The sequence below is a fragment of the Pseudomonas sp. genome (assembly GCF_040514055.1).
Lineage (GTDB): Bacteria > Pseudomonadota > Gammaproteobacteria > Pseudomonadales > Pseudomonadaceae > Aquipseudomonas.
The window spans coordinates 77,807-101,064 of the sequence record NZ_JBEVDL010000014.1 but is presented as its reverse complement, the minus strand read 5'-3'; the positions used below and the strand labels follow the sequence as shown (position 1 = coordinate 101,064).

Annotated in this window: 17 protein-coding genes and 1 tRNA gene; 12 read left to right on the top strand and 6 right to left on the bottom strand. The window is 63.3% G+C overall.

The features are described from left to right. The first annotated feature begins 35 nt into the window (after positions 1 to 35). From ABWY06_RS04070 to ABWY06_RS04055, 4 genes are all read left to right on the top strand, one after another. Positions 36 to 1,307: a YeaH/YhbH family protein gene (locus tag ABWY06_RS04070; RefSeq protein WP_353924285.1), complete on the top strand. Its 1,272-nt coding sequence runs from the start codon at positions 36 to 38 to the stop codon at positions 1,305 to 1,307. Between the two features lie 11 nt (positions 1,308 to 1,318). After that, the gene (locus ABWY06_RS04065; protein ID WP_353924284.1) at positions 1,319 to 2,884 is read left to right on the top strand and encodes a SpoVR family protein; all 1,566 of its coding nucleotides are present in this window, start codon (positions 1,319 to 1,321) and stop codon (positions 2,882 to 2,884) included. Positions 2,885 to 2,958: 74 nt separating this feature from the next. Beyond that, positions 2,959 to 3,441, top strand: coding sequence for a DUF4136 domain-containing protein (locus ABWY06_RS04060; protein WP_353924283.1), 483 nt, complete (start codon positions 2,959 to 2,961; stop codon positions 3,439 to 3,441). Positions 3,442 to 3,486: 45 nt separating this feature from the next. Then, positions 3,487 to 4,719, top strand: a complete 1,233-nt coding sequence (locus tag ABWY06_RS04055; RefSeq protein ID WP_353924282.1) for a multifunctional CCA addition/repair protein — start codon at positions 3,487 to 3,489, stop codon at positions 4,717 to 4,719. A gap of 160 nt (positions 4,720 to 4,879) precedes the next feature. On the opposite strand, the gene folK is transcribed toward ABWY06_RS04055, so the two are convergent. Together folK and folB are read right to left on the bottom strand one after the other, a co-directional pair. Then, complete coding sequence (folK, locus tag ABWY06_RS04050) at positions 4,880 to 5,416, bottom strand: 2-amino-4-hydroxy-6-hydroxymethyldihydropteridine diphosphokinase (protein WP_353924281.1); 537 nt, start codon at positions 5,414 to 5,416, stop codon at positions 4,880 to 4,882. After that, the gene (gene folB / locus ABWY06_RS04045) at positions 5,407 to 5,760 is read right to left on the bottom strand and encodes a dihydroneopterin aldolase (RefSeq protein ID WP_353924332.1); all 354 of its coding nucleotides are present in this window, start codon (positions 5,758 to 5,760) and stop codon (positions 5,407 to 5,409) included. The genes folK and folB overlap by 10 nt, the downstream gene beginning before the upstream one ends. Positions 5,761 to 5,994: 234 nt before the next feature. On the opposite strand from folB, the gene plsY reads away from it, so the two are divergent. Continuing rightward, complete coding sequence (gene plsY, locus ABWY06_RS04040) at positions 5,995 to 6,564, top strand: glycerol-3-phosphate 1-O-acyltransferase PlsY (protein ID WP_353924280.1); 570 nt, start codon at positions 5,995 to 5,997, stop codon at positions 6,562 to 6,564. A gap of 62 nt (positions 6,565 to 6,626) precedes the next feature. Here the strand turns inward: plsY and tsaD are convergent, their stop codons facing one another. Then, positions 6,627 to 7,652, bottom strand: a complete 1,026-nt coding sequence (gene tsaD, locus ABWY06_RS04035; RefSeq protein WP_353924331.1) for a tRNA (adenosine(37)-N6)-threonylcarbamoyltransferase complex transferase subunit TsaD — start codon at positions 7,650 to 7,652, stop codon at positions 6,627 to 6,629. A 202-nt stretch (positions 7,653 to 7,854) separates the two neighbouring features. Here tsaD and rpsU point away from each other — a divergent pair, with 202 nt between their 5' ends. From rpsU to ABWY06_RS04005, 6 genes are all read left to right on the top strand, one after another. Next, positions 7,855 to 8,070, top strand: a complete 216-nt coding sequence (rpsU, locus tag ABWY06_RS04030; RefSeq protein WP_002551877.1) for a 30S ribosomal protein S21 — start codon at positions 7,855 to 7,857, stop codon at positions 8,068 to 8,070. 57 nt (positions 8,071 to 8,127) lie between these two features. Then, a complete protein-coding gene (locus ABWY06_RS04025; RefSeq protein ID WP_353924279.1) occupies positions 8,128 to 8,583 on the top strand; it encodes a GatB/YqeY domain-containing protein in 456 nt (151 codons plus the stop codon). Between the two features lie 45 nt (positions 8,584 to 8,628). Next, positions 8,629 to 10,584 carry a DNA primase gene (gene dnaG / locus ABWY06_RS04020; protein ID WP_353924278.1) on the top strand — a complete coding sequence of 652 codons (1,956 nt, stop codon included), beginning with the start codon at positions 8,629 to 8,631 and terminating at the stop codon, positions 10,582 to 10,584. A gap of 67 nt (positions 10,585 to 10,651) precedes the next feature. Beyond that, positions 10,652 to 12,496, top strand: coding sequence for an RNA polymerase sigma factor RpoD (rpoD, locus tag ABWY06_RS04015; RefSeq protein WP_353924277.1), 1,845 nt, complete (start codon positions 10,652 to 10,654; stop codon positions 12,494 to 12,496). Between the two features lie 101 nt (positions 12,497 to 12,597). Further along, entirely contained in the window at positions 12,598 to 16,332 is a 3,735-nt protein-coding gene (locus tag ABWY06_RS04010; RefSeq protein ID WP_353924276.1) for a bifunctional diguanylate cyclase/phosphodiesterase, read from the top strand. A 15-nt stretch (positions 16,333 to 16,347) separates the two neighbouring features. After that, positions 16,348 to 16,424: transfer RNA gene (locus ABWY06_RS04005), tRNA-Ile, on the top strand. 176 nt (positions 16,425 to 16,600) lie between these two features. Here the strand turns inward: ABWY06_RS04005 and ABWY06_RS04000 are convergent. From ABWY06_RS04000 to potE, 3 genes are all read right to left on the bottom strand, one after another. Further along, on the bottom strand, positions 16,601 to 16,981 hold the full coding sequence (locus ABWY06_RS04000; RefSeq protein ID WP_353924275.1) for a DUF7079 family protein: 381 nt from the start codon (positions 16,979 to 16,981) through the stop codon (positions 16,601 to 16,603). 416 nt (positions 16,982 to 17,397) lie between these two features. Continuing rightward, positions 17,398 to 19,683, bottom strand: a complete 2,286-nt coding sequence (locus ABWY06_RS03995) for an Orn/Lys/Arg family decarboxylase (protein ID WP_353924274.1) — start codon at positions 19,681 to 19,683, stop codon at positions 17,398 to 17,400. 23 nt (positions 19,684 to 19,706) lie between these two features. Continuing rightward, positions 19,707 to 21,089, bottom strand: a complete 1,383-nt coding sequence (gene potE, locus ABWY06_RS03990; RefSeq protein WP_353924273.1) for a putrescine-ornithine antiporter — start codon at positions 21,087 to 21,089, stop codon at positions 19,707 to 19,709. A gap of 946 nt (positions 21,090 to 22,035) precedes the next feature. Here potE and ABWY06_RS03985 point away from each other — a divergent pair. Beyond that, positions 22,036 to 23,139: an AI-2E family transporter gene (locus tag ABWY06_RS03985; protein ID WP_353924272.1), complete on the top strand. Its 1,104-nt coding sequence runs from the start codon at positions 22,036 to 22,038 to the stop codon at positions 23,137 to 23,139. Positions 23,140 to 23,258 lie beyond the last annotated feature (119 nt).

The window sequence follows — 23,258 nt, the reverse complement described above, 5'->3', positions numbered from 1 at the left end:
TGCGGCTTGTGCCCTGCAGCTCCCCGGAGGGGCCTATGAGCTATGTGATCGACCGTCGATTGAACGGCAAGAACAAAAGCACGGTGAACCGTCAGCGCTTCTTACGGCGCTACCGTGACCACATCAAAAAGGCGGTGGAGGAAGCGGTCAGCCGCCGCTCCATCACCGACATGGAGCACGGTGAACAGATCAGCATCCCCGGCCGCGACATCGACGAGCCGGTGCTGCACCATGGGCGGGGCGGCAAGCAGACGGTGGTGCACCCGGGGAACAAGGAGTTCACCAGCGGCGAGCGCATTCCCAGACCCCCCGGTGGCGCTGGCGGCAAGGGGCCGGGCAAAGCCAGCAATTCTGGCGAGGGCATGGATGAGTTCGTCTTCCAGATCACCCAGGAGGAGTTCCTCGACTTTATGTTCGAGGACCTCGAGTTACCGAACCTGGTCAAACGTCACCTGACCGGTACCGACACCTTCAAGACGGTGCGCGCGGGGATCAGCAACGAAGGCAATCCGTCGCGTATCAATATCGTGCGTACCCTGCGCTCGGCCCATGCGCGGCGTATCGCGTTGTCGGGCAGCAGCCGTAACAAGCTCAAGCTTGCCCAGGCGGAGCTGGAACGCCTGCAGCGGGAAGAACCGGACAATTTCGGCGATATTCAGCTAATGGAGGCCGAGGTGCTGCGCTTGCGCGGGCGGATCAAGAAAGTGCCCTTCCTCGACACCTTCGACCTTAAGTACAACCTGCTGGTCAAGCACCCCAACCCCAGTTCCAAGGCGGTGATGTTCTGCCTGATGGACGTGTCCGGCTCCATGACCCAGGCCACCAAGGACATCGCCAAGCGCTTTTTCATCCTGCTGTACCTGTTCCTCAAGCGTAACTACGACAAGATCGAGGTGGTGTTCATCCGCCATCACACCAGCGCCCGGGAAGTCGACGAGGAGGAGTTTTTCTACTCTCGCGAGACCGGCGGCACCATAGTGTCCAGCGCCCTGAAGATGATGCAGGAGATCATGGCCGAGCGTTATCCGACCAACGAATGGAATATCTATGCCGCCCAGGCGTCCGACGGCGACAACTGGAACGACGATTCACCGATCTGCCGGGACATCCTGCTCAAGCAAATCATGCCTTTTGTGCAGTATTTCACCTACGTCGAAATCACCCCACGCGAGCACCAGGCGCTGTGGTTCGAGTACGAGCAGGTGAGCGCGGCGTTTTCCGACAGTTTTGCCCAACAGCAGCTGGTGTCCGCGGGAGACATCTATCCGGTGTTCCGCGAACTGTTCCAGCGCCGACTGGTTACCTGAGGGCCTTCGCCATGAAGCCGCGCGAGAGTAAACGCCAGCCGCTGTCCACCGGCTCCGAATGGACCTTCGAGCTGATCCAGGCTTATGACCGGGAAATCGGCCGCATCGCCCAGGGCTATGCCCTGGACACCTACCCCAACCAGATCGAGGTGATCACCGCCGAGCAGATGATGGACGCCTATGCCTCGGTGGGCATGCCGCTGGGCTACCACCATTGGTCCTACGGCAAACACTTTCTCAGCACCGAGAAATCCTACAGCCGGGGCCAGATGGGCCTGGCCTACGAAATCGTGATCAACTCCGACCCCTGCATCGCTTACCTGATGGAAGAAAACACCATCTGCATGCAGGCCCTGGTGGTGGCCCACGCCTGCTACGGGCACAACAGTTTTTTCAAGGGCAACTACCTGTTCCGTACCTGGACCGACGCCAGCTCCATCATCGATTACCTGGTCTTCGCCAAGCAGTACATCATGCAGTGCGAGGAGCGGCACGGTATCGACGCCGTGGAAGACCTGCTCGACTCCTGCCACGCACTGATGAATTACGGGGTGGACCGTTACAAGCGACCCTATCCGATTTCCGCCGAAGAAGAACGGCGCCGGCAGAAGGACCGTGAAGAGCATCTGCAGAAACAGATCAACGACCTCTGGCGCACCATTCCCAAGAGCGCCGGCAAGGGCAGCGACAAGGACAACAAGCGGTTTCCGTCCGAGCCCCAGGAAAACATCCTGTATTTCCTCGAGAAACACGCCCCGCTGCTGGAGCCCTGGCAACGCGAAGTGATTCGGATCGTGCGCAAGATCGCCCAGTACTTCTACCCCCAGCGCCAGACCCAGGTGATGAACGAAGGCTGGGCGACCTTCTGGCACTACACGCTGATGAACGACTTGTATGACGAGGGCCTGGTGACCGACGGTTTTATGATGGAGTTCCTGCAGTCGCACACCAGCGTGGTCTACCAGCCGTCCTTCGACAGCCCCTACTACAGCGGCATCAACCCCTATGCCCTGGGTTTCGCCATGTACCGCGACATCCGCCGGATCTGCGAGAAACCCACGGAGGAGGACCGCCACTGGTTCCCGGACATCGCCGGCAGCGATTGGTTGGCCACGCTGAAATTCGCCATGAAGAGTTTCAAGGACGAGAGTTTTATCCTGCAGTACCTGTCCCCCCAGGTCATTCGCGACCTGAAGCTGTTCAGCATCCTCGACGACGACCAGCAGGACCAACTGCTGGTGCCCGCCATCCATGACGAAAACGGCTATCGCACCATCCGCGAAACCCTGGCCGCCCAGTACAACCTGGGCAATCGCGAGCCCAACGTACAGATCTGGAGCATCGACCGGCGCGGCGACCGCTCCCTGACCCTGCGTCATCAGCAGCACGACCGCAAACCCCTGGGCGAGTCCACCGACGAGGTCCTCAAGCACCTGCACCGTCTGTGGGGGTTCGATATCCACCTGGAAACCCTGCAGGGCGAGCAGTTGGTCTCCACCCATCATGTCCCACCCAAAAGCGAGCGGGATGGCGAAGTCGACTACCCGCGGCTCGACCTGATGCTTCCACCCATATGACGGGGCAGCCCCCTGCGCCGCGACACGGCCAGATCCGCCCCGTGCACAGGCACAGGGTGCGGCTTGCAACCCCCTTGTTGTTCAGTCTGGCCCTGCTGGCGTGCGGCACCACGGCCCGCTTCAGCAGCCATGTGCTGCAGCCCGCCGACCCGGCGCTGGCGGGGCTGCAGCGGTTTACCGTGCAGCCTACGACAGGGGAGCCCGATGCAACCCTGGCCCAGCTGCTGAGCCAAGCCCTTGAGCGGCGAGGTTATCGGGACAGCCCCTCGCCGCAGTTCGTCCTGCTGTACGCACTGGACACCGACACCGGCGCCCGCCAATGGTCGGTTAACGCCCCAGCCCCCATGCCCCTGGGCCCCTCCCAAGCCGTTCATCGCCTGCCGGAACAACAGACCCGTCTGTCCGTGCGCCTGACCGACCTGAAGCAGCGGATCCTCTGGGAGGCCAGCGGCGAGGGCGTGCTGGCGCCCGCCAACACCGCGGCGGACGCCGACACCCTGGAGCAGGCCGTCGAGACGCTGCTGCAGACGCTACCGCGACAGACCGACGCGCCGTGACGCCCGCCAGCGGGTATGCTGGCCGGCTAACGGAGGAGTCAAGTCATGCGCATTTACAAGGTCGGCGGCGCGGTGCGCGACCGCCTGCTCGGGCGACCGGTCACCGATATCGACTGGGTGGTGGTCGGTGCCCGCGCCGAAGACATGCTGGCCCAGGGGTATCGCCCGGTCGGCGAGGATTTTCCGGTCTTCCTGCACCCCGAGACCGGCGAGGAATATGCCCTGGCCCGCACCGAGCGCAAGAGCGGCCGCGGCTATGGCGGTTTCACTTTTTTCGCCAACCCCGATGTGACTCTTGAAGAAGACCTGATCCGCCGCGACCTGACCATCAACGCCATGGCCGAGGATGAACACGGCCAGGTGACAGACCCCTACGGCGGCCAGCGCGACCTCGCCAATCGGCTCTTGCGCCATGTCGCCCCGGCGTTTGCCGAGGACCCGCTGCGGGTATTGCGTGTGGCCCGTTTTGCCGCCCGTTATGCCCCCCTGGGGTTCAGCGTGGCCGCGCAAACCCTGGCCCTGATGCGCCAGCTGGCCGAGTCAGGCGAGCTGCAAGCCCTGACCCCGGAACGCAGTTGGAAAGAAATGTCCCGCGCGCTGCTCGAGGAACGCCCGGACGTGTTTATCCAGGTCCTGCGCGACTGTGGCGCCCTGCAGGTGCTGCTGCCCGAGGTCCAGGCCCTGTTCGGCATACCCCAGCCCGCCGCTCATCACCCGGAAATCGATACGGGGGCACATATACTCGCCGTGCTGCGCCAGTGCGCCGAACAGGCCCAACCGCTGACGGTACGCTGGGCCTGCCTGCTACACGACCTGGGCAAGGCGCAGACACCGGCCGAAGAATGGCCGCGCCACTTCGACCACGAAAACCTCGGACTGCCGCTGATCCAGGCCGTCAACCAACGCTTCAAGGCCCCCCGCGACTGCCAGGAGCTGGCCCTGCTGGTTGGCCAATACCACACCCATTGCCACCGGGCACAGGAACTCAAGGCCTCTACCCTGCTCAAGCTGCTGCAGGCGTTCGACATCTACCGGCGCCCCGAGCGTTTCGACGAATTTCTCGCCGCCTGCGAAATGGATGCCCGCGGACGCCTGGGCCTGGAGCGACGTGCCTATCCCCAGGCCGACTACCTGCGCGGCGCGGCAGCGGCAGCGCGCGCGGTACCAGTGCAACCGCTGCTGGCCGAGGGATTCAAAGGAGCGGCCCTGGGCGAAGCCTTGAGCCTGGCGCGGCTCAAGGCGCTTAAAACCTACAAGCAGGCCCAGGGCGAGCCGTAGCACGGCGGCGGCACCGACGAGAACGTAAGCACGGAGGGCGGCCTCGGCGCGCCGTCCAGCGACAGCCCGCCATGCGTGGCTGCATTGAGCACGAGCGTGGGCGGCCTATTCGGTGCGGACGCGGGCGGGGAGCTAAGCCTGGGCTTGCGCCAGAAGCCGATCAGGCTGCCGGATAAGCCTGCTGCAGGGCGGCGGGCGTCAGCTCGCTGCCACGCCATTGGAAGGCCACTGGCCACAGCTGCTGGTCGATCTGCGCGCTGCCCCAAAGATCGGCGAAGGTCCGCTCCACAGCGGGGTGACGCGTCTCGGGCGCCAACAACGCCAGCGGCCAGAGCACAAAGGCATTGCAGAGGATTTCCGCGCGCGGCAACTGCAGGCCATCGAAGTTGCCGACTTGCTCGCCGTACAGCAGCACATCGATATCCAGGGGCAAGCCCTTGCGCGCCGGTGCGTAGCGACCATTGTCGGCCTCGATAAACTTCAACCGCCGGTCCAGCTCGATCAGCGGCAAGTCGGTATAACCCGAAACCACCAGGTTAAAAAAGGGCCCGCTCTTGATGCCTACCGCCTGGCTCTCGAACACCGGCGAACAGCGCAGCGACTGGACAAAGCCAGCCAGCGCCTCGAGTCCGGCGCACAGGTGCGCTTCACGCTCGCTGTTGCTGCCGAGCCCGAGAAAAATCGGTATCAGCGGCATCCGCGCTCGATCTCCACGCCAACCCCGGTGGCGGCGGCAACAGCACCAGGCTTGGTCAGGCGCAGGCGCAGCCAGGGAATCTGGAATTCACTCATCAGGGTCTCGGCCAGGCGCTCGGCGAAGGTTTCCACCAGTTGGAACTGCGCCTGCTCGGCGAAGGCCTGGATGCGCGTGGACACCGAGGCGTAGTCGAGTGCCTTGCTCAGGTCATCGGTCGCCGCGGCAGGGCGATTATCCCAGGCGAAGGACAGGTCCAGTCGCAGGCATTGGCGAATGCCTCGCTCCCAGTCGTAGGCGCCGATCACGGTGTCGACCTCCAGGCCGTCGATAAACACTCTGTCCAACATTGTTCTCCATCGCACGGGGCGCACCCGTCGCCCTTATTCAAGCGGTTCCGACCTGTTCGTTCGACCAGGCCACCCTGTCAGCACACACCGCGGGACAGCCGGCATTCTCGCCTGAATCGGCCCGCGGCCCCAGCGCAATCTGCACTGCCCGTCGCAGCCAGGCGGACCGGCCCTCGTAGCCGCTTGGCAGCGCCTGCTAGAATCCCGGCTTTATCGCCCGGAAAGCCTCGCATGTTCTGGTTGCTGACAACCCTCGCCTACCTGCTCGGCTCGCTGTCCTTCGCCATTCTGCTCAGCCGCCTGGCGGGTCGACCCGATCCACGCGCCAGCGGTTCGGGCAACCCCGGGGCGACCAATATGCTGCGCGTCGCCGGACGCAAACTGGCCTTGCTGACCCTGCTCGGTGATGTGCTCAAGGGGCTGCTGCCCGTCTGGTTCGCCGGCCACCTGGGCCTGGGGCCGCAGCAGCAGGCCTGGATCGGCCTGGCCGCGGTGGTCGGCCATTTGTATCCGCTGTATTTCCGTTTTCGCGGCGGCAAGGGCGTGGCCACTGCCGCCGGCATGCTGCTGGGCGTCTACCCACCCGCGGCGGCCCTGGCGGCCGCGGCCTGGCTGCTGACCTTCGCCTTGACCCGCACCAGTTCGCTGGCCTCACTGATCGCCACGCCGCTGACCCTGCCCCTGCTGGCCTGGCAGCATCCGCCGGCCTTGCTGCCCATGAGCGTGCTGACGGGGCTGATCGTCTGGCGCCACCGCGCCAACCTGCGCGACCTGTTCAGTGGTCATGAACGGCACTTTTAAGGCATGCGCCCGGCTTGATCCACGGAGCCTTACGCAGCCCTCGAGCGGACTATACGGCTGGCTTACAGCGGCGCCAGCTGCTCCATGGGCCAACGCGGCTGAACCGTGATGGCCGGGCCCTCGTGCTGCCCGGCCAGCAACCGCTGGCAGCCGGCATAGGCGATCATCGCGCCGTTGTCGGTGCAGAACGCCGGACGGGCATAAAAAACCTGCCCGCCCAGCCCCTCCAGCATGCCCTGCAAGGCCGCGCGCAGTGCGCTATTGGCACTGACGCCCCCGGCGATCACCAGGCGCTTGAGCCCGGTTTGCTTGAGGGCACGCTTGCATTTGATGGTCAGAGTCTCCACCACCGCCTGCTGGAAGGCCAGGGCGATGTCGCAACGGGTTTGCTCACCGTCGTCTTCAGCGCTGCGGCACTGCTGCCAAGTGTTCAGGGCAAAGGTCTTGAGGCCGCTGAAGCTCAAGTCCAGGCCCGGACGGTCGGTCATCGGCCGCGGGAAAACGAAGCGGCCCGGCGTACCGCTCAGCGCCAGGCGCGCGATCTCCGGGCCGCCCGGGTAGTCCAGGCCTATCAGTTTGGCGGTCTTGTCGAACGCTTCGCCAGCGGCATCGTCCAGCGACTCGCCGAGCAACTGATAACGGCCGATGCCATCGACGCGTACCAACTGGGTATGGCCACCGGACACCAGCAAGGCGACGAACGGGAACTCCGGCGGCTGCTCCTCGAGCATCGGCGCCAACAGGTGGCCTTCCATATGGTGCACGCCCAGGGCCGGAATATCCCAGGCGAAGGCCAGCGCCTGGGCGCAGGAGGCGCCGACCAGCAAGGCGCCGACCAGGCCAGGGCCGGCTGTATAGGCCAGCGCGTCGATCTCGCCCGCCACACAGCCGCCTTCCTGCAACACCTGGCGAATCAACGGCAGCATGCGCTTGACGTGATCGCGCGAGGCCAACTCCGGCACCACCCCGCCGTAGACACGGTGCAGGTCGATCTGACTGAACAGCGCATCGGCCAGCAGCCCACGCTCGCTGTCGTACAGCGCGACCCCGGTTTCATCGCAGGAGGTTTCCAATCCCAGTACTAGCATGGGTGCGCCTTCAGGCTCGGCCAATTCGAAGGCGCGCATGATAAGCGCCGTCCCGGGCCCCGGCCAGCGGTTTTCGATCAGAGGCTTTGCATTCCTGGCGCCAAGGCGGTAACATCCGCAACCCTTGAAAACCGACGTACTCCCAGTGCCTTTTAATGCCAGGAGCACGTTCACCACCGGTAATTAATTAAGGTAGTTTTGGATGCCAGCCGTCAAAGTTAAAGAGAACGAACCCTTCGACGTCGCTCTGCGTCGTTTCAAGCGCTCCTGCGAAAAAGCCGGTGTTCTGGCTGAAGTCCGTAGCCGTGAGTTCTATGAAAAGCCCACGTCCGAGCGCAAGCGCAAGGCTGCCGCTGCAGTCAAGCGTCACGCCAAGAAAGTGCAGCGCGAACAGCGCCGCGCCGTACGCCTGTATTAATTTACAGACGCACGCTGTCAGCTTTTGCCACGCCCGGCTGATTGCCGGGTTGCCGGCATGACCGACTCCAACCTCAAGACCCGTCTTACGGACGCTATCAAGGACGCCATGCGCGCCCAGGATAAGCCACGTCTGATGACGTTGCGTCTGGCCCTCTCCGACATCAAGCGCGTCGAAATTGACGAGCGAGTCGAAGTGGACGACGCACGGTTCTTGCTGATCCTCGACAAGATGATCAAGCAGCGCCGCGATTCCTTTCGTCAATTCAGCGACGCGGGCCGTAAAGACCTGGCCGATGTCGAAGCCGCTGAAATTGTCGTGCTGCAGGCCTTTATGCCCAGCCCCCTGAGCGAAGCCGAGGTCCGCAACCTGATCGAGCAGGCCATCGTCGACAGCGGCGCCCAAGGCATGCCGGACATGGGCAAGGTCATGATGCTGTTGCGCCCGCTGGTTCAGGGTCGCGCCGACATGGCACTGGTCAGCCAACAGCTTAAAGCCGCCCTGTCCTCCTAATTCCGCCGCAGCTATGCTGGCGACTCGACCGATCACGAGAACGCCATGGCCGGGCTTATTCCTCAGGGTTTTATCGACGACCTGCTCAACCGCACCGACATCGTCGACGTGGTCAGCTCGCGCGTCCAGCTGAAAAAGACCGGTAAAAATTTCAGCGCCTGCTGCCCGTTTCACAAGGAAAAAACCCCCTCGTTCAGCGTCAGCCCGGACAAGCAGTTCTACTACTGCTTTGGCTGCGGCGCCGGCGGCAATGCGTTGGGGTTTGTCATGGACCACGACAACCTGGATTTCCCCCAGGCCGTCGAGGACCTGGCCAAGGCCGCCGGCATGGAAGTACCCCGCGAAGAAAGCGGCGGACGCCCACAGAAACCGCGCCAGTCCGGCGACTCGCCGCTGTATCCGCTGCTGACCGCGGCCGCCGACTTCTACCGCCATGCGCTAAAACACCATCCCTCGCGCAAGGCCGCGGTGGATTACCTCAAGGGCCGCGGCCTGTCTGGCGAAATCGCCCGCGACTTCGGCCTGGGGTTCGCCCCGCCTGGCTGGGACAACCTGCACAAGCACCTGGGCAGCGACGCCTTGCAGCAGAAGGCCATGATCGAGGCCGGCCTGCTGATCGAAAACGCCGAAACCGGCAAACGCTACGACCGCTTCCGCGACCGGGTGATATTCCCCATTCGCGACAGTCGCGGGCGCATCATCGCCTTTGGCGGCCGGGTGCTGGGGGACGACAAACCCAAGTACCTGAACTCCCCGGAGACGCCGGTGTTTCACAAGGGCCAGGAGCTTTACGGGCTTTACGAAGCCCGTAAAAGCAACCGCGACCTGGACGAAATCCTGGTGGTCGAGGGCTATATGGACGTCATCGCCCTGGCCCAGCAGGGGCTGCGCAATGCCGTCGCGACCCTCGGCACCGCCACCAGCGAAGAACACCTCAAGCGCCTGTTCCGCGTGGTTCCCAGCGTATTGTTCTGCTTCGATGGCGACCAGGCCGGGCGCAAGGCCGCCTGGCGCGCCCTGGAAGCGGCCCTGCCCTGCCTGCAGGACGGCCGCCGCGCGCGCTTCCTGTTTCTCCCCGAAGGCGAGGACCCGGACAGCCTGGTGCGCAGCGAAGGCACCGATGCCTTCCGCGCGCGCATTACCCAACAGGCGCAGCCCCTGGCCGACTATTTCTTCCAGCAACTGACCGACGAAGCCGACCCGCGCTCGCTGGAGGGCAAGGCCCACCTGGCGACCCTGGCCGCGCCGCTGATCGACAAGGTCCCAGGGGCCAACCTGCGCGCGCTGATGCGCCAACGCCTGACCGAACTGACCGGCCTGAGCGGCGAGTCCCAAGCGCCCTCGGCAGCGATGCCGCCCGGCGCCCCCCTGCCCAGCCTCGATGACCACGGCTACTACGACAGCAGCCAGGCGTACGACGAGCCGCCCAGCTATGGCGACGCGAGCTACCCGCCCAAGCGCGAGAAAAAATGGGACAACACCGGGGACAAACCCTGGAGCAAGGACAAGAACTGGAAGAAAAAAGGCCAGGCCGACTTCACGCCACGTGGGCCGCGGATCGCCGCACCGGTCGAATCACCGACCCTGACCGCACTGCGCACCCTGCTGCATCACCCCGAGCTGGCGCATAAGGTCGAGGACGCCAGTCACTTCGCCGCCGAAAATGACACCTATGCTCAATTGCTGGTGGCCTTGCTCGGCGCCCTGCAAAAAAACCCGAAATTACGCTCGCTGCAACTGATCGCACGCTGGCACGGCACCGACCAGGGCCGCTTGCTGCAGGCCCTGGCGGAAAAGGAATGGCTGATTCAGGCGGACAACCTTGAACAACAGTTTTTCGACACCATAACTAGCCTGGCCGCCCGTCAACGTGAGCGCAGCCTGGAACATCTGCTGCGAAAAGCCCGTCAAAGTGAACTCAACCCGACGGAGAAAGAGCAACTGCGCGAACTGCTCAGCCGTACTGTTTCTCGCGCGAATCCGACCTCAACTGGCGCGTGAGGTCCCTGCTCAGGTATAATCCTCGGCTTGTTTTTTGCCCGCCAAGACCTTCAGTGGATAGGGTGTTATGTCCGGAAAAGCGCAACAATCTCGCCTCAAAGAGTTGATCAGCCGTGGTCGTGAGCAGGGTTACCTGACTTACGCCGAGGTCAACGACCACCTGCCGGAGGATATTTCAGATCCGGAACAGGTGGAAGACATCATCCGCATGATCAATGACATGGGGATCAACGTATTCGAGACAGCCCCGGATGCGGATGCCCTGTTATTGGCCGAAGCCGATACCGACGAAGCGGCGGCCGAAGAAGCCGCGGCCGCGTTGGCCGCGGTAGAGACCGATATCGGCCGTACGACCGACCCGGTGCGCATGTACATGCGTGAAATGGGCACGGTCGAACTGCTGACCCGCGAAGGCGAAATCGAAATCGCCAAGCGGATCGAGGAAGGCATTCGTGAGGTGATGGGCGCTATCGCGCACTTCCCAGGCACGGTCGACAGCATCATGGCCGAGTACACCCGGGTCACCACCGAAGGTGGGCGCCTGGCCGAAGTGCTCAGCGGCTACATCGACCCGGACGACGGCATTGCCGCGCCGGCCGAAGTGCCGGTGCCGGTGATCAAGGAAGGTGACGCCGCCGAACCCGAAACCGACGACGAAGAAGCCGAAGGCGACAGCGACGACGAAGAGGAAGGCGATGGCGGTCCGGATCCGGAAGTCGCCCGCGTGCGCTTCGGCGCCGTGGCCGAGCAGCTGGAAAAAGCCAACAAGGTGCTGAAAAAGCACGGTCGTGACAGCAAACAGGGGGTTGCCGAGCTCAAGGAGCTGGCCCTGCTGTTTATGCCGATCAAGCTGATTCCCAAGCAGTACGACGCGCTGGTGGTGCGGGTTCGCGATTCCCTGGAGCGCCTGCGTGGCCAGGAACGCGCCATCATGCAACTGTGCGTGCGGGATGCCCGTATGCCGCGCGCCGATTTCCTGCGCCAGTTCCCGAACAACGAAATCGACGAGGGCTGGACCGACAAGCTGGCCAAGGGCAAAAGCAAATACGCTGAAGCCATTGGCCGCCTGCAGCCGGACATCAAGCGTTGCCAGCAGAAGCTGGTTGCCCTGGAAGCCGAAACCGGTCTGACGCTCGCCGAGATCAAGGACATCAACCGTCGCATGTCGATCGGCGAGGCCAAGGCCCGTCGCGCGAAGAAAGAGATGGTCGAGGCGAACCTGCGTCTGGTGATCTCGATCGCCAAGAAGTACACCAACCGTGGCCTGCAGTTCCTCGACCTGATCCAGGAAGGCAACATTGGCCTGATGAAGGCGGTGGACAAGTTCGAATACCGTCGCGGCTACAAGTTCTCGACTTATGCCACCTGGTGGATTCGCCAGGCGATCACCCGCTCGATCGCCGACCAGGCGCGGACTATCCGTATCCCGGTGCATATGATCGAGACGATCAACAAACTCAACCGTATCTCGCGGCAGATGCTGCAGGAAATGGGTCGCGAGCCGACCCCGGAAGAGTTGGGCGAACGCATGGAAATGCCTGAGGACAAGATCCGCAAGGTGTTGAAGATCGCCAAGGAACCGATCTCCATGGAGACGCCGATCGGCGACGACGAAGACTCGCACCTGGGGGACTTTATCGAAGACTCCAGCATGCAGTCGCCGATCGACGTGGCCACGGTGGAAAGCCTCAAGGAAGCGACCCGCGAAGTGCTGGCCGGCCTCACTGCCCGTGAAGCCAAGGTACTGCGCATGCGCTTCGGCATCGACATGAATACCGACCACACCCTGGAAGAGGTGGGTAAACAGTTCGATGTGACCCGCGAGCGGATCCGCCAGATCGAGGCGAAGGCGCTGCGCAAGCTGCGTCATCCGACCCGAAGCGAGCATCTACGCTCCTTCCTCGACGAGTAAGCCCAAAACCCCCGGCCCCAACCGGGGGTTTTGCTTTGTGCGCGCAGCCCAGCGCCGTCCGTCTACACTCGCTCATAACGCACGCCTGATATGAGCCCGTTATGCCCAGACTGCCGGCCCTTGTTCTGTTGTGCTGGGCGTTCTGGGCGGTGCCTGCGAGCGCCTTGACCCTGAGCGAAACCGAACGTGATTGGCTTGCCGCCCACCCGCAACTGCGCCTGGGCATCGATTCCACCTGGCCGCCGTTCGAGTTCCGCGACGCCCAGGGCCACTACCAGGGCCTCTCGGCCGACTATATCCGCGTGGTCGAGCAACGCCTGGGCATTCGCCTGGAGCCGGTGGAGCCGAGCGACTGGAGCGAGGTGCTCAAGCAGGTACGCACAGGGGGCATCGACCTGCTGCCTGGCATCATGGCCACCCCCGAACGCGAGCAGTACCTGGCCTTTACCCGCCCCTACCTGGATTTCCCCATCGTCATCCTGGCCCGGGTGGACGGTCCGCAGCCCCACAGCCTGGACAGCCTCAAGGACCTGACGGTGGCGGTGATCCGCGACTACGCCCCCCACGAGCTGCTGCGCAAACACCACCCCGAACTGCGCCTGCTGGCCCTGCCCAATGCCCGCGAAGCCCTGCAGGCGCTGGCCACCGGCCGTGCCGATGCCTTCGTCGGTGACCTTGCCTCCAGTGCCTGGAGCCTGCGCCAACTGCATTTCGACGGCCTGCTGGTGACCGCTGAAACGCCCTACCGCTACCAGTTGGCAATGGCCGTACCGCGCGAGCACGCGGTGCTGGCCGGCATCATCGACAAGGTTTTCCTCGACCTCGATGCGGCCGAGCTGGCCGCCCTGCAGACCCAGTGGGTCGGCGGCATGCTGGACACCCGCACGCCCTGGCACGAACTGCTGGTTTATGGGCTGCCGGGCCTGCTGGCGCTGATCGGCGTGATCGGCGTGATCCTGCTGATCAACCGCCGCCTCTCTCGCGAGATGAGCCGCCGTGCCGCCCTTGAACTGCAGTTGCGCGACAGCGAGCAGCACTACCGCGGCCTGGTGGAAAGCCTCTCCGCCATTGCCTGGGAGGCGCGCCCCAGCGATTTCTGCTTCACCTATGCCTCGCCGCATGCCGAAAAGCTGCTCGGCTACCCCCTGACCGACTGGCTGCAACCTGGGTTCTGGCAACGCGTCGTGCACCCGGACGATGCGCAGCGCGTCGACGACTTCTGCCGCCGCGAAAGCGCCGCCGGGCGCGACCATAGCCTGGACCACCGCATGTTGGCCGCCGACGGCCGGGTGGTCTGGGTCCGCGATATCAGCACCCTGAGCCGGCATGGCGACGTCACCGTGCTGCGCGGCCTGATGATCGACATCAGCGAAGCCAAGGAGACCGAGCAGGCCTTGCACCTGTCCGAGCTGAAGTTCGCCTCGGTCTTCCACCATTGCCCCGATATCCTGGTCATCGCCCGCGGCGACAATGGCCGCCTGCTGGCGCTGAACCGCGCCTTCGAGTTGCAATTCGGCATCGCCGCCGCCGATGCCCTAGGCAAGACCGCCACCGAACTGGGCCTGTGGGGCCAGGCCGACCAAGGCCCGCAGCTGCTGCAGCGCCTGCAGGGCAACAACCTGCGCAACCTGGAACTGCCCTTCCGCCGACGCGACGGCCAGGGGTTCACCGGCCTGCTCTCGGCCGAGCGCATCGCCCTCGACGGCAGCGATGCCCTGGTGCTGGCGGTGCGCGACATCAGCGAACTCAAGGAGACCCAGCTGCGGCTGCAAAACTCCGAGGAGCGTTTTGCCAAGGCGTTCTACGCCTCGCCCGACGGGCTGCTGATCACCCGCCTGCGCGACGGTCTGCTGATCGAGGCCAACCAAGGTTTTAGTCGTATCACCGGCTACAGCGCCGAACAGGCCTCCCAACGCTCGACCCTGGAGCTGCGCATCTGGGCCGACCCGGAAGACCGTATGCGCCTGGTCCAGCGGGTCGCCGTGGAGGGCCTGGTCCGCGACTTCACCGCGTTTATCCGCACCACCGAGGGTCTGTTGCGGCTCTGTGAGCTGTCCGCGCAGCCGATCAACATCGGCGGCGAACCCTGCATGCTGACGATCGCCCGCGACATCACCGAACGCCAGCAGATGCAGGAAAAGCTGCTGCAGGCCGCCACCGTGTTCGAAAGCACCGCCGAGGGGGTGATGATTACCGACCTGGCCCAGCGCATCACCGCGGTCAACCGCGCCTTTAGCGAGATCACCGGCTACAGCGAAGCCGAAGCCCTGGGCCAATCGCCACGCCTGCTCGCCTCCGGCCAGCATGACAGCGCGTTCTACGCGGCGATGTGGCACCGCCTGGCAGCCGAAGGCCATTGGCAGGGCGAGATCTGGAACCGGCGCAAGAATGGCGAAGCCTACCCGGAGTGGCTGACCATCAACGCGGTGAAGAATGGCAAGGGCGCCGTCAGCCATTTTGTCGGGGTCTTCGCCGATATCTCTACCCTCAAGCAAGCCCAGGCGCGCCTGGACCACCAGGCCCACCACGACCCGCTGACCGGCCTGCCCAATCGCCTGCTGTTCGAGAACCGCCTGCGCAGCACCCTGAACGACGCCCAGGCGGGCGACTGCCAGGGCGCGGTCCTGTTCCTCGACCTCGACCGCTTCAAGCACATCAATGACAGCCTCGGCCATCCGGTGGGCGACCTGCTGCTCAAGAGCATCGCCAAGCGCCTGCGCGAACAGCTGCGCGATATCGACACCGTGGCGCGCCTGGGCGGCGACGAATTCATCATCCTGCTGCCGGGACTGCACCAGAAACAGGACGCCGAACTGATCGCCAGCAAGTTGCTGACCTCGTTCAACCTGCCCTTCCAGTCCGGCGAGCACGATTTTTTCATCAGCGTCAGCATCGGCATCAGCCTGTTCCCCGAGGACGGCCTGGACGTGGCCACCCTGGTGAAAAACGCCGACGCGGCCATGTACCGCTCCAAGGCCCGCGGGCGCAACCGGGTGGAGTTCTACACCTGCGACCTGACCACCCAGGCCAGCGAGCGCATGGCCCTGGAAAACGAGCTGCGCCGCGCCCTGGAGCGCAACGAATTGAGCTTGCACTACCAGCCCAAGCTGGCGCTGCACGACCACCGGCTGGTCGGGGCCGAGGCACTGGTGCGCTGGCGCCACCCGGTGTTCGGCGAGGTGACACCGGAACGCTTTATTCCGCTGGCCGAGGAAAACGGCCTGATCCTGCCCCTGGGCGACTGGGTGTTGCAGGAAGCCTGCCGGCAGATGGGCGACTGGCAGCGGCAGTACGTGACCTTTGGCCCGCTGTCGATCAACCTGGCCGGCGCCCAGCTGCGCCAGTCGCACCTGGTCGGGCGCATCCGCCAGTTGCTCGAGGACGCCGGGCTGACCCCGGACCAGCTGCAACTGGAGATCACCGAGAACTTCATCATGAGCCAGACCGAGGAGGCCCTGGGCATCCTGCATGAGCTCAAGGCATTGGGCGTGCAACTGGCCATCGACGACTTCGGCACCGGCTACTCGTCCCTGAGCTACCTCAAGCGCCTGCCGCTGGATATCCTCAAGATCGACCAGTCCTTTGTCCGCGGCCTGCCCGAAGACCACCACGACGCCGCCATCACCCGCGCGATCATCGCCCTGGGGCGCAGCATGCAGCTGACGGTGATCGCCGAGGGCGTCGAGACCCTGTCCCAGCAACAGTTCCTCGCCGCCGAGGGCTGCGAGCAAATCCAGGGTTACCTGATCAGTCGTCCTCTGCCGGCGGCGGATTTTGCCGCGACCTTTCTGGTGCCGTGGCATTCGATTGGCACAACCGCCACACCGCCGGTATAATCCGCCAGCTTTTCCGGGCCTATAGCTCAGTTGGTCAGAGCAGAGGACTCATAATCCTTTGGTCCACGGTTCAAGTCCGTGTGGGCCCACCACCTTCAAAGCCGCGCCCTGCGCGGCTTTTTTGTGGGCGTGGCAAAAGACGCTCGCCCCACTCCGCCGCCGCACCTGTAGAAGCCCCACCCCCGGGGCGATACCAACCCACAGCGCCCGCATGCACCCCTCGGTCTGTGTGGCCGTGCGGGACGTTGCCTGTAGGAGCGACATTCGCTTACAACAGCGCTTTCACCTGGCCCCAATTGTGTTTGAGAACGGGGTTTTCCAAGGGTGATCGCCTTAGCCGAGCAGCCAAGCCCGCCAAAAAGCCACGCCTGCGTTGCAGGTAGGCAAACATCAGGGCGCGAACCTCCTCGGCGTTCCAGGGCTCCATTTCCGGCGTGGTATTGAAGGCGCTGATATTGCTACTGAACACCGGATAAACCTCCGCGCAGAGGATGTCCTCAAGTTCCGCAACGGTTCGCCCAGCCCCCTGCAGGACTGCAGCGATTGCCCGGTAGTCGTACTGCTGCAGCTCTTTGGCGACAAAAAGCTCCGACAGGGCCGCCCAAATGGGCAGCCGGCGCGCAAACTCGTATTCCGACAAGGTAGTCATGTTGTTATGGCACCGAAGAAACCCGCACGCGAGATCTGCACGGTACAAGTGAGCTGCGCCGCCCTGCAACTGCAGAGCCTACGCCGCGGCGAGAGCCGCTGGACTGTCGCAGCATGGCGTGCCGAGGCCACCCTGGCGGGGCTAAAATGGACAGTTATGCAGTGCGGAACATCGAGCCGGAATGGCCAAAGGGGGTTAACCGTGCGCAGGTCGGATAGTAGAAAGCGTACCTTGACAGCCCATCGAGGCCGCCAAGGCAGCGGGTGTAGCCGGGCGCCAGTAGCTACCGAGGGGTTGGAAAAAGACTGCTTCGCCCAGGGGGCGAAACAGCCAAGGGGATAAGCAGCGCAGGGTCAATCCAGGGCGGCACCGCCTGAAGCCACTGGATCGACACTCGCTTGACCGACAAGGGTCCCTTACTTCAGCACCAGCAAGCGATGCACGCCGTCCTCGACCTCGATCCCATGGGTGTCATGGGTGAAGCCGGGGAAGGACTTGTCGAAGCTCTCCAGGGCCTTCAGGTAGCCCAGCAATGGCCCGTCCGCGGGCCCGGCGTTTTCGCCCGGCATCAGCAAGGGAATGCCTGGTGGATAGGGCACGATACCGGTGGCGGCCAGACGCCCGGCGGCTTGGTCCAGGGTCACCAGCTCGATTTCGTTGCGCACCAGTTTTTCGTAGGCCTCCACGGGGCTGAACACGGCTTGCGGCAAGGTGCCGAAGGCCTGGGACATGCTGGCGGTGGTCTTGTGCTTTTTCATGGCGGCGAAGATTTCATCCGCCAAGTCCTTGAGGCCCATGCCGGCGTAACGCGACTGGTTGGCCGACACCAGGTCCGGCAGGCACAGCTCCAGATCGGTGTTCTCGTCATAATCGCGCTTGAAGTCCAACAGGGCGTTGACCAGGGTGCCCCATTTGCCCTTGGTGATGCCGATGGAGAACAGGAACAGGATGGTGAAGTCGGTGGTTTTCTCCACGACTATGCCATGGCGTCCCAGGTACTTGGTGATCACGCAGGCCGGGACGCCCGACTCGAGCAGGTTGCCGTCATCGCCCATGCCGGGGCTGAGCACCGAGACCTTGATCGGGTCCAGCATGCAGTAGCCTTCCTCGATGTCGCCGAATCCGTGCCACACCTCGTTGGGGTGCAAGACCCAACAGCTCGGCTCGGTCCTCAGCAGCAGCGGATCCGCTGCATGGAAGGGCACCGCGGCAGTGCCCACTTGCACCGTTGGCGGCTGCCAGCAGGTAAAGAACCAGTCGTCCTTGTCCGCCATCTCGTGGTGCATGCGCGAGATGACCTGGCGGAAGGCCACGGCTTCCTCGATGGACTCGTTGGTGAGTATCTCCCCGCTCGGCGCCTCCATCATCGCCGAACTGACGTCGCAGGACGCCATGATCGCGTAGTTGGGCGAGGTCGAGGCGTGCATCATGTACGACTCGTTGAACCGCGCGTGTTCGATCGGGTTGCGGCCGTTGCGCACATGGATCATCGAGGCCTGGGTCAGGGCCGCGAGCAACTTGTGCGTCGACTGGGTGGCGAACACGGTCGGCTTGGATTCATCGTGATCGTCCGGACTGCCGTGCATGGCGAAGCGATCGCGGTACAGCGGGTTGAACCGCGCATAACCGTACCAGGCCTCGTCGAAATGCAGGCGGTCGACGCTCTGGCCCAGCAATTCCTCGACCCGGGTGACGTTATAGGTCAGGCCGTCATAGGTGGAGTTGGTGATGATCGCGTGCACCGGCGTCGGGTCGATGCCGGCCTTGACCATCGGGTTGGCGGCGATGGCGGCTTTCACCCCTTCGCGGCTCAGGGTTTGCGGCAGGATCGGGCCGATGATGCCGTAACGGTTGCGGGTCGGCACCAGGTAGGTGGGCAAGGCCCCCGACAGGGTCATCGCGTGCTCGGCCGACTTGTGGCAATTGCGGTCGCACAGGGCAATCTGGTTACGCGTGACGCTGGCCATCAGGATCACGCGGTTGGACATCGAGGAGCCGTTGGTGACGTAGTAGGTGCGATGGGCACCGAACACCTTGGCCGCGTAGCGCTCGCCCTGGCCGATGGGGCCGCTGTGGTCCAGCAGGGAACCGAGGTCACCCACCGAAATCGACAAGTCCGAACGCAGCAGGTTTTCCCCGAAGAACTCGTAGAACGCCCGGCCCACGGTACTTTTCAGAAACGCGGTACCACCGGCGTGGCCGGGGGTGTGCCAGGAATACTCATAGGTTTTGGCAAACTTCACCAGCGCGCCGAACATGGGCGGCAGCACGGCCTGGCGATAGCGTTCGATGGCCGCCAGGATACGCCCGCTGAGGAAGCGACTGGTGTCCTCCGGCAGCCAGATAAAGTCGTCGGCGTGCTGCATGACCACCAGCGGAATGGTGGAGGCGGTGCTGCGGTAGCTGACCAGGAACACCGGCACCCGGGTGTTACGCGCACGCAGGCTGGTCAGCAGCTTGATGCACTCCTCGTGGTTTGGGCTGTCATCCATTTCCCAGCTGAGCAGGACGCATTGTATGGCTGGGTCGGAACTGAGGATCGAGGTCGCGTCGCTCAGGGATTCCGACATCAGCACACTGATGGCGCGCGTTTCCATTTCAGTGATCAGTTGATTGAGCGACCGACCGAAAACCGTGCGCTTGTCCGGCGGACTGCTGACCAACAGCGCGAGCATGCCGACCGTGGTTTTATACTCCGACATTATCTGATCTCCCTACTCATGGCTTATAGGTTGTTAACCGGCACCGGCTCGCCCGTGATGTGCTGCGCATTGACCGTTTGTGTCGGCACGCTGTTATTGCGCGCTTCCAGGGCGATCAGGCGGTTGTTGACGAAGCTGAACATGGTGTAGCCGAAGATGGTCGCCACGCCGCCGAGCATCAGTGCCTGCTCGCCGGAGCTGTACAGCGCCAGGTAGCTGTAGACCGTCGCCACCCAGGCGATGATATTGGTCTTGAGCGCCGCGTCGGCCGGCACATTAGAGGCTTTCTGTATGGTCATCACGGCCGCCATGGAGAGGATGTACGGCACCAGGTTGGTGACCACGGCGAGGTTGACCAGGGTATCGAACTGCTTGCTCAGGTCCGGACTGATGGTCAGGAAGCCCAGGGCCGTCTGCGCCGCCAGCAGGATCAACATGCCGATGATCGGCGTACCGGCCTTGTTGGCCTTGGCGAAGATCGACAGGAAGTACCCGGTGTCCGCCGAGCTCTTGAACACCTGGGCGATGGTGAACTGCCAGCCCAGCAACGAACCGATGCAGGCCAGCACCATCGCCGCCATCACCAGGTCACCGACAAAGGGGGTGAACATCTTGGCGAACACCAGGCCGAACGGCGCGGTGGAGGCCGCCAGCTCGGGGTTGTTGACGATCCCGGCGATCACGTTGGTGGAGACGATATAAATCACCGCCGCACCGGCGGTACCGCCCAGCACCGCGATCGGCACGTTCTTCTCCGGGTTTTCCACCGCATCGGTGTTGGCACAGGCCGACTCCAGCCCCAGGAATGCCCACAGGGTGATTGCCACCGAAGCGCCGGCCGCTTCCAGGTAGCCCATGTTGTGCGGGTTCCAACCCGCGGCGTAGATACTGCTGTCGAACCAGAACCAACCGACGGTGGACACCAGCACCACCGGCGCGATAACGCCCCAAACCGTGATGGCACCGATACGGCCGGTGATCCGCGCGCCCCCGAAGTTGGCAACGGTGGTGATCCAGAGCAAGGCGATGGTCGCCAGACCCACCTGCAGGGGATCGAGTTTTATGTCAAACAGCACCTGGATATAGCCGACCGCGGTGATACTGATGGCCACGTTGGCGATCAACAACGACATGCCATAGGTGTAGTTCGTCAGGTAGTTGCCGGCCTTGCCGAAGGTGTATTCGGCGTAACCGCCCATGCCGCCGGTCTTGCGGCTGAGCATCCCGCAGCGGGCAAACGCATAGGCCAGCGCCAGCGAGCCGGTGGCCGTGATCAACCACGAGAGGATGGAAATACCGCCGACTTGAGCGAGTTTGGTCGGCAACAGCACAATGCCCGAACCCAGCATATTGACGGCGGTAAGCATGGTCAGCTGTCCCACCGTCATCTTTTTCGCGGTTGTCATTTCGAACCTCACCTAACGTGGAGGGAAAAACTTAGTAATAGCAAAATAATTGCAGCTAGCAAGAAACTCATAACAAATCGTTTGAACAAGATCGGCTTGTAAATGTCCCGCATAAGTCGCCCGGTATTGCGAATCGAATATGCCCTACCCGGCAGGTGTAAGCAGGCTCAGGTGCAGGGCATGGGACGCTATGCGAACAACCGCCACTGCTTATGGCTGGAATCCGTAGTACCGGTGGCTGCGCTGACCATCACCAGCAAGCAATGAGCGCGGCACTCACCCACTTGCCAAACCTAAACGTGGCACAAATGTATTACCGCCAGCCTTTACACCGCGGTGCCTGACGCCATTGATCGGCAGCAACGCCCTCCAAGTAACCAGACCTGCCAGTTCAGCCCTCCCTGAACAACTCACAGCTTCGCCGCCTGCCCCCTCGGGCCGCAGGGCTATTGTTGGGACCCGCGCCCAATCGGAACAATCAACTAATCATCCCGAGAACAGTAAGGGAGCGGGGTGACTCTTTTATTGCGTCCCGTCGAGATACCGTGCCAATTGTTCAAGGAACACCGCAAGACATTGAAAGGCATTAATATCTTTGTTTTTCGGTTACGTTGGACCAAGTTCTACACAGCGAACGCCCGAACACCTCATATAACCTTAGCGACTCCTTAAACCCGCGCAACAGTTGGCAGCCGGCACAAGGGCGGTGTCTATTTGGCCTCGCTGGCACTTTGCGATTGATCGCCCATACTTTGCCAACCTGCCTTAGGCAGCTGCAAAAAGTGCTGCAAACAGCCTGGGACGACACAACCCTAGGGGTACTCGAGCAGCCGTTGGACCAGGGCCTGGAAGGGATCATCCGCTGGTGCTGCGTCAGGCTTTGACGGAGTTGGCGCAAAAACTGGAAACCAAACGCAGTCGCTACATCCGAGAGGGGACTGGCACCATGCAAATGCAATTCAGGCGCAGCGGCAGATTGTTGCACGACCTGCTCGACCTGTTTATCCGGGTCGGTCTGATCGCCGCGATGGTTGCCTTTTCCTATCAGGTGTTCGCGCCGTTTCTGGAACTGATGGTGTGGTCGGTGATACTGGCCGTGACCCTGTATCCCTTGCAGCGCCGTTTGCAGGCACGGCTGGGCTGGCGTGACGGCTGGGCAGCGACGCTTATCGTGGTGGTCGCGCAATTGCTGTTGCTGGTGCCGGTGTACCTGTTGCTATCGTCCCTGAGCGAATCCCTGGAGTCCTTGATCGCCCTGCTCAAAAGCGGCGCCTGGAGTTTACCCAAGCCGCCCGACTCCGTGGCCGGCTGGCCGCTGGTGGGGCCGCAACTGCATGCCTTGTGGCTGTCCACCTCCAACGACCTGACCAGTACCCTGCAAAACCTGCTGCCCCATTTCAAGGGAACTGGCCGCGTGCTGCTGGCCGCGCTGGCCAATGTCAGCGCCGCCCTGCTGCTGTTTATCGCGGCATTGATCATCGCCGGCATCTGCATGGCCTTTGGCGAGCAAGGTGCAAACGCCTTCAAACGGATCACCACACGGATTTCCGGGCCCGAGCGCGGGCCACATATTGTTCACTTGTGCACCGCCACCATTCGCGCCGTGGCCATGGGCGTGATTGGCATCGCCTTTATCCAGATGGTGCTGGTGGGCATGGGACTGGTCGTTATGGGGGTGCCAGGAGCGGGATTTCTGGCGTTTGTCGTGCTGCTGCTGGGTATCGTGCAGTTGCCGGCCACGCTGATTACCCTGCCCGCCATTCTCTATGTCTTCAGTACCCAAGGCTTCGATGCCGCGACCATCGCCTTCGCCCTGTATATGTTTATCGCCGGCCTGGCCGACAATGTGCTCAAGCCCATGCTGCTGGGCCGTGGCGTCGATGTGCCCATGCCGGTGGTATTGATCGGCGCCTTGGGCGGCATGGTTGCCAAAGGCATTATCGGGCTGTTTATAGGACCGGTAATTCTGGCGGTCGCCTACAAACTGTTCTGGATGTGGGTCGACGAACAGAAGCCGGGAGACAGCATCGATCCGCTACCGCCGTATTGAGCCCGTTGCGCCAGAGCCGCTCTCCAAGGCCCTGCCAAGAAGCACGGCCAGTGCCTTGGGAACTGATCGCTGCCCATCAAGACGCATGGACGGCCGCCCCTTTCAGGGCGTCGCAAAAA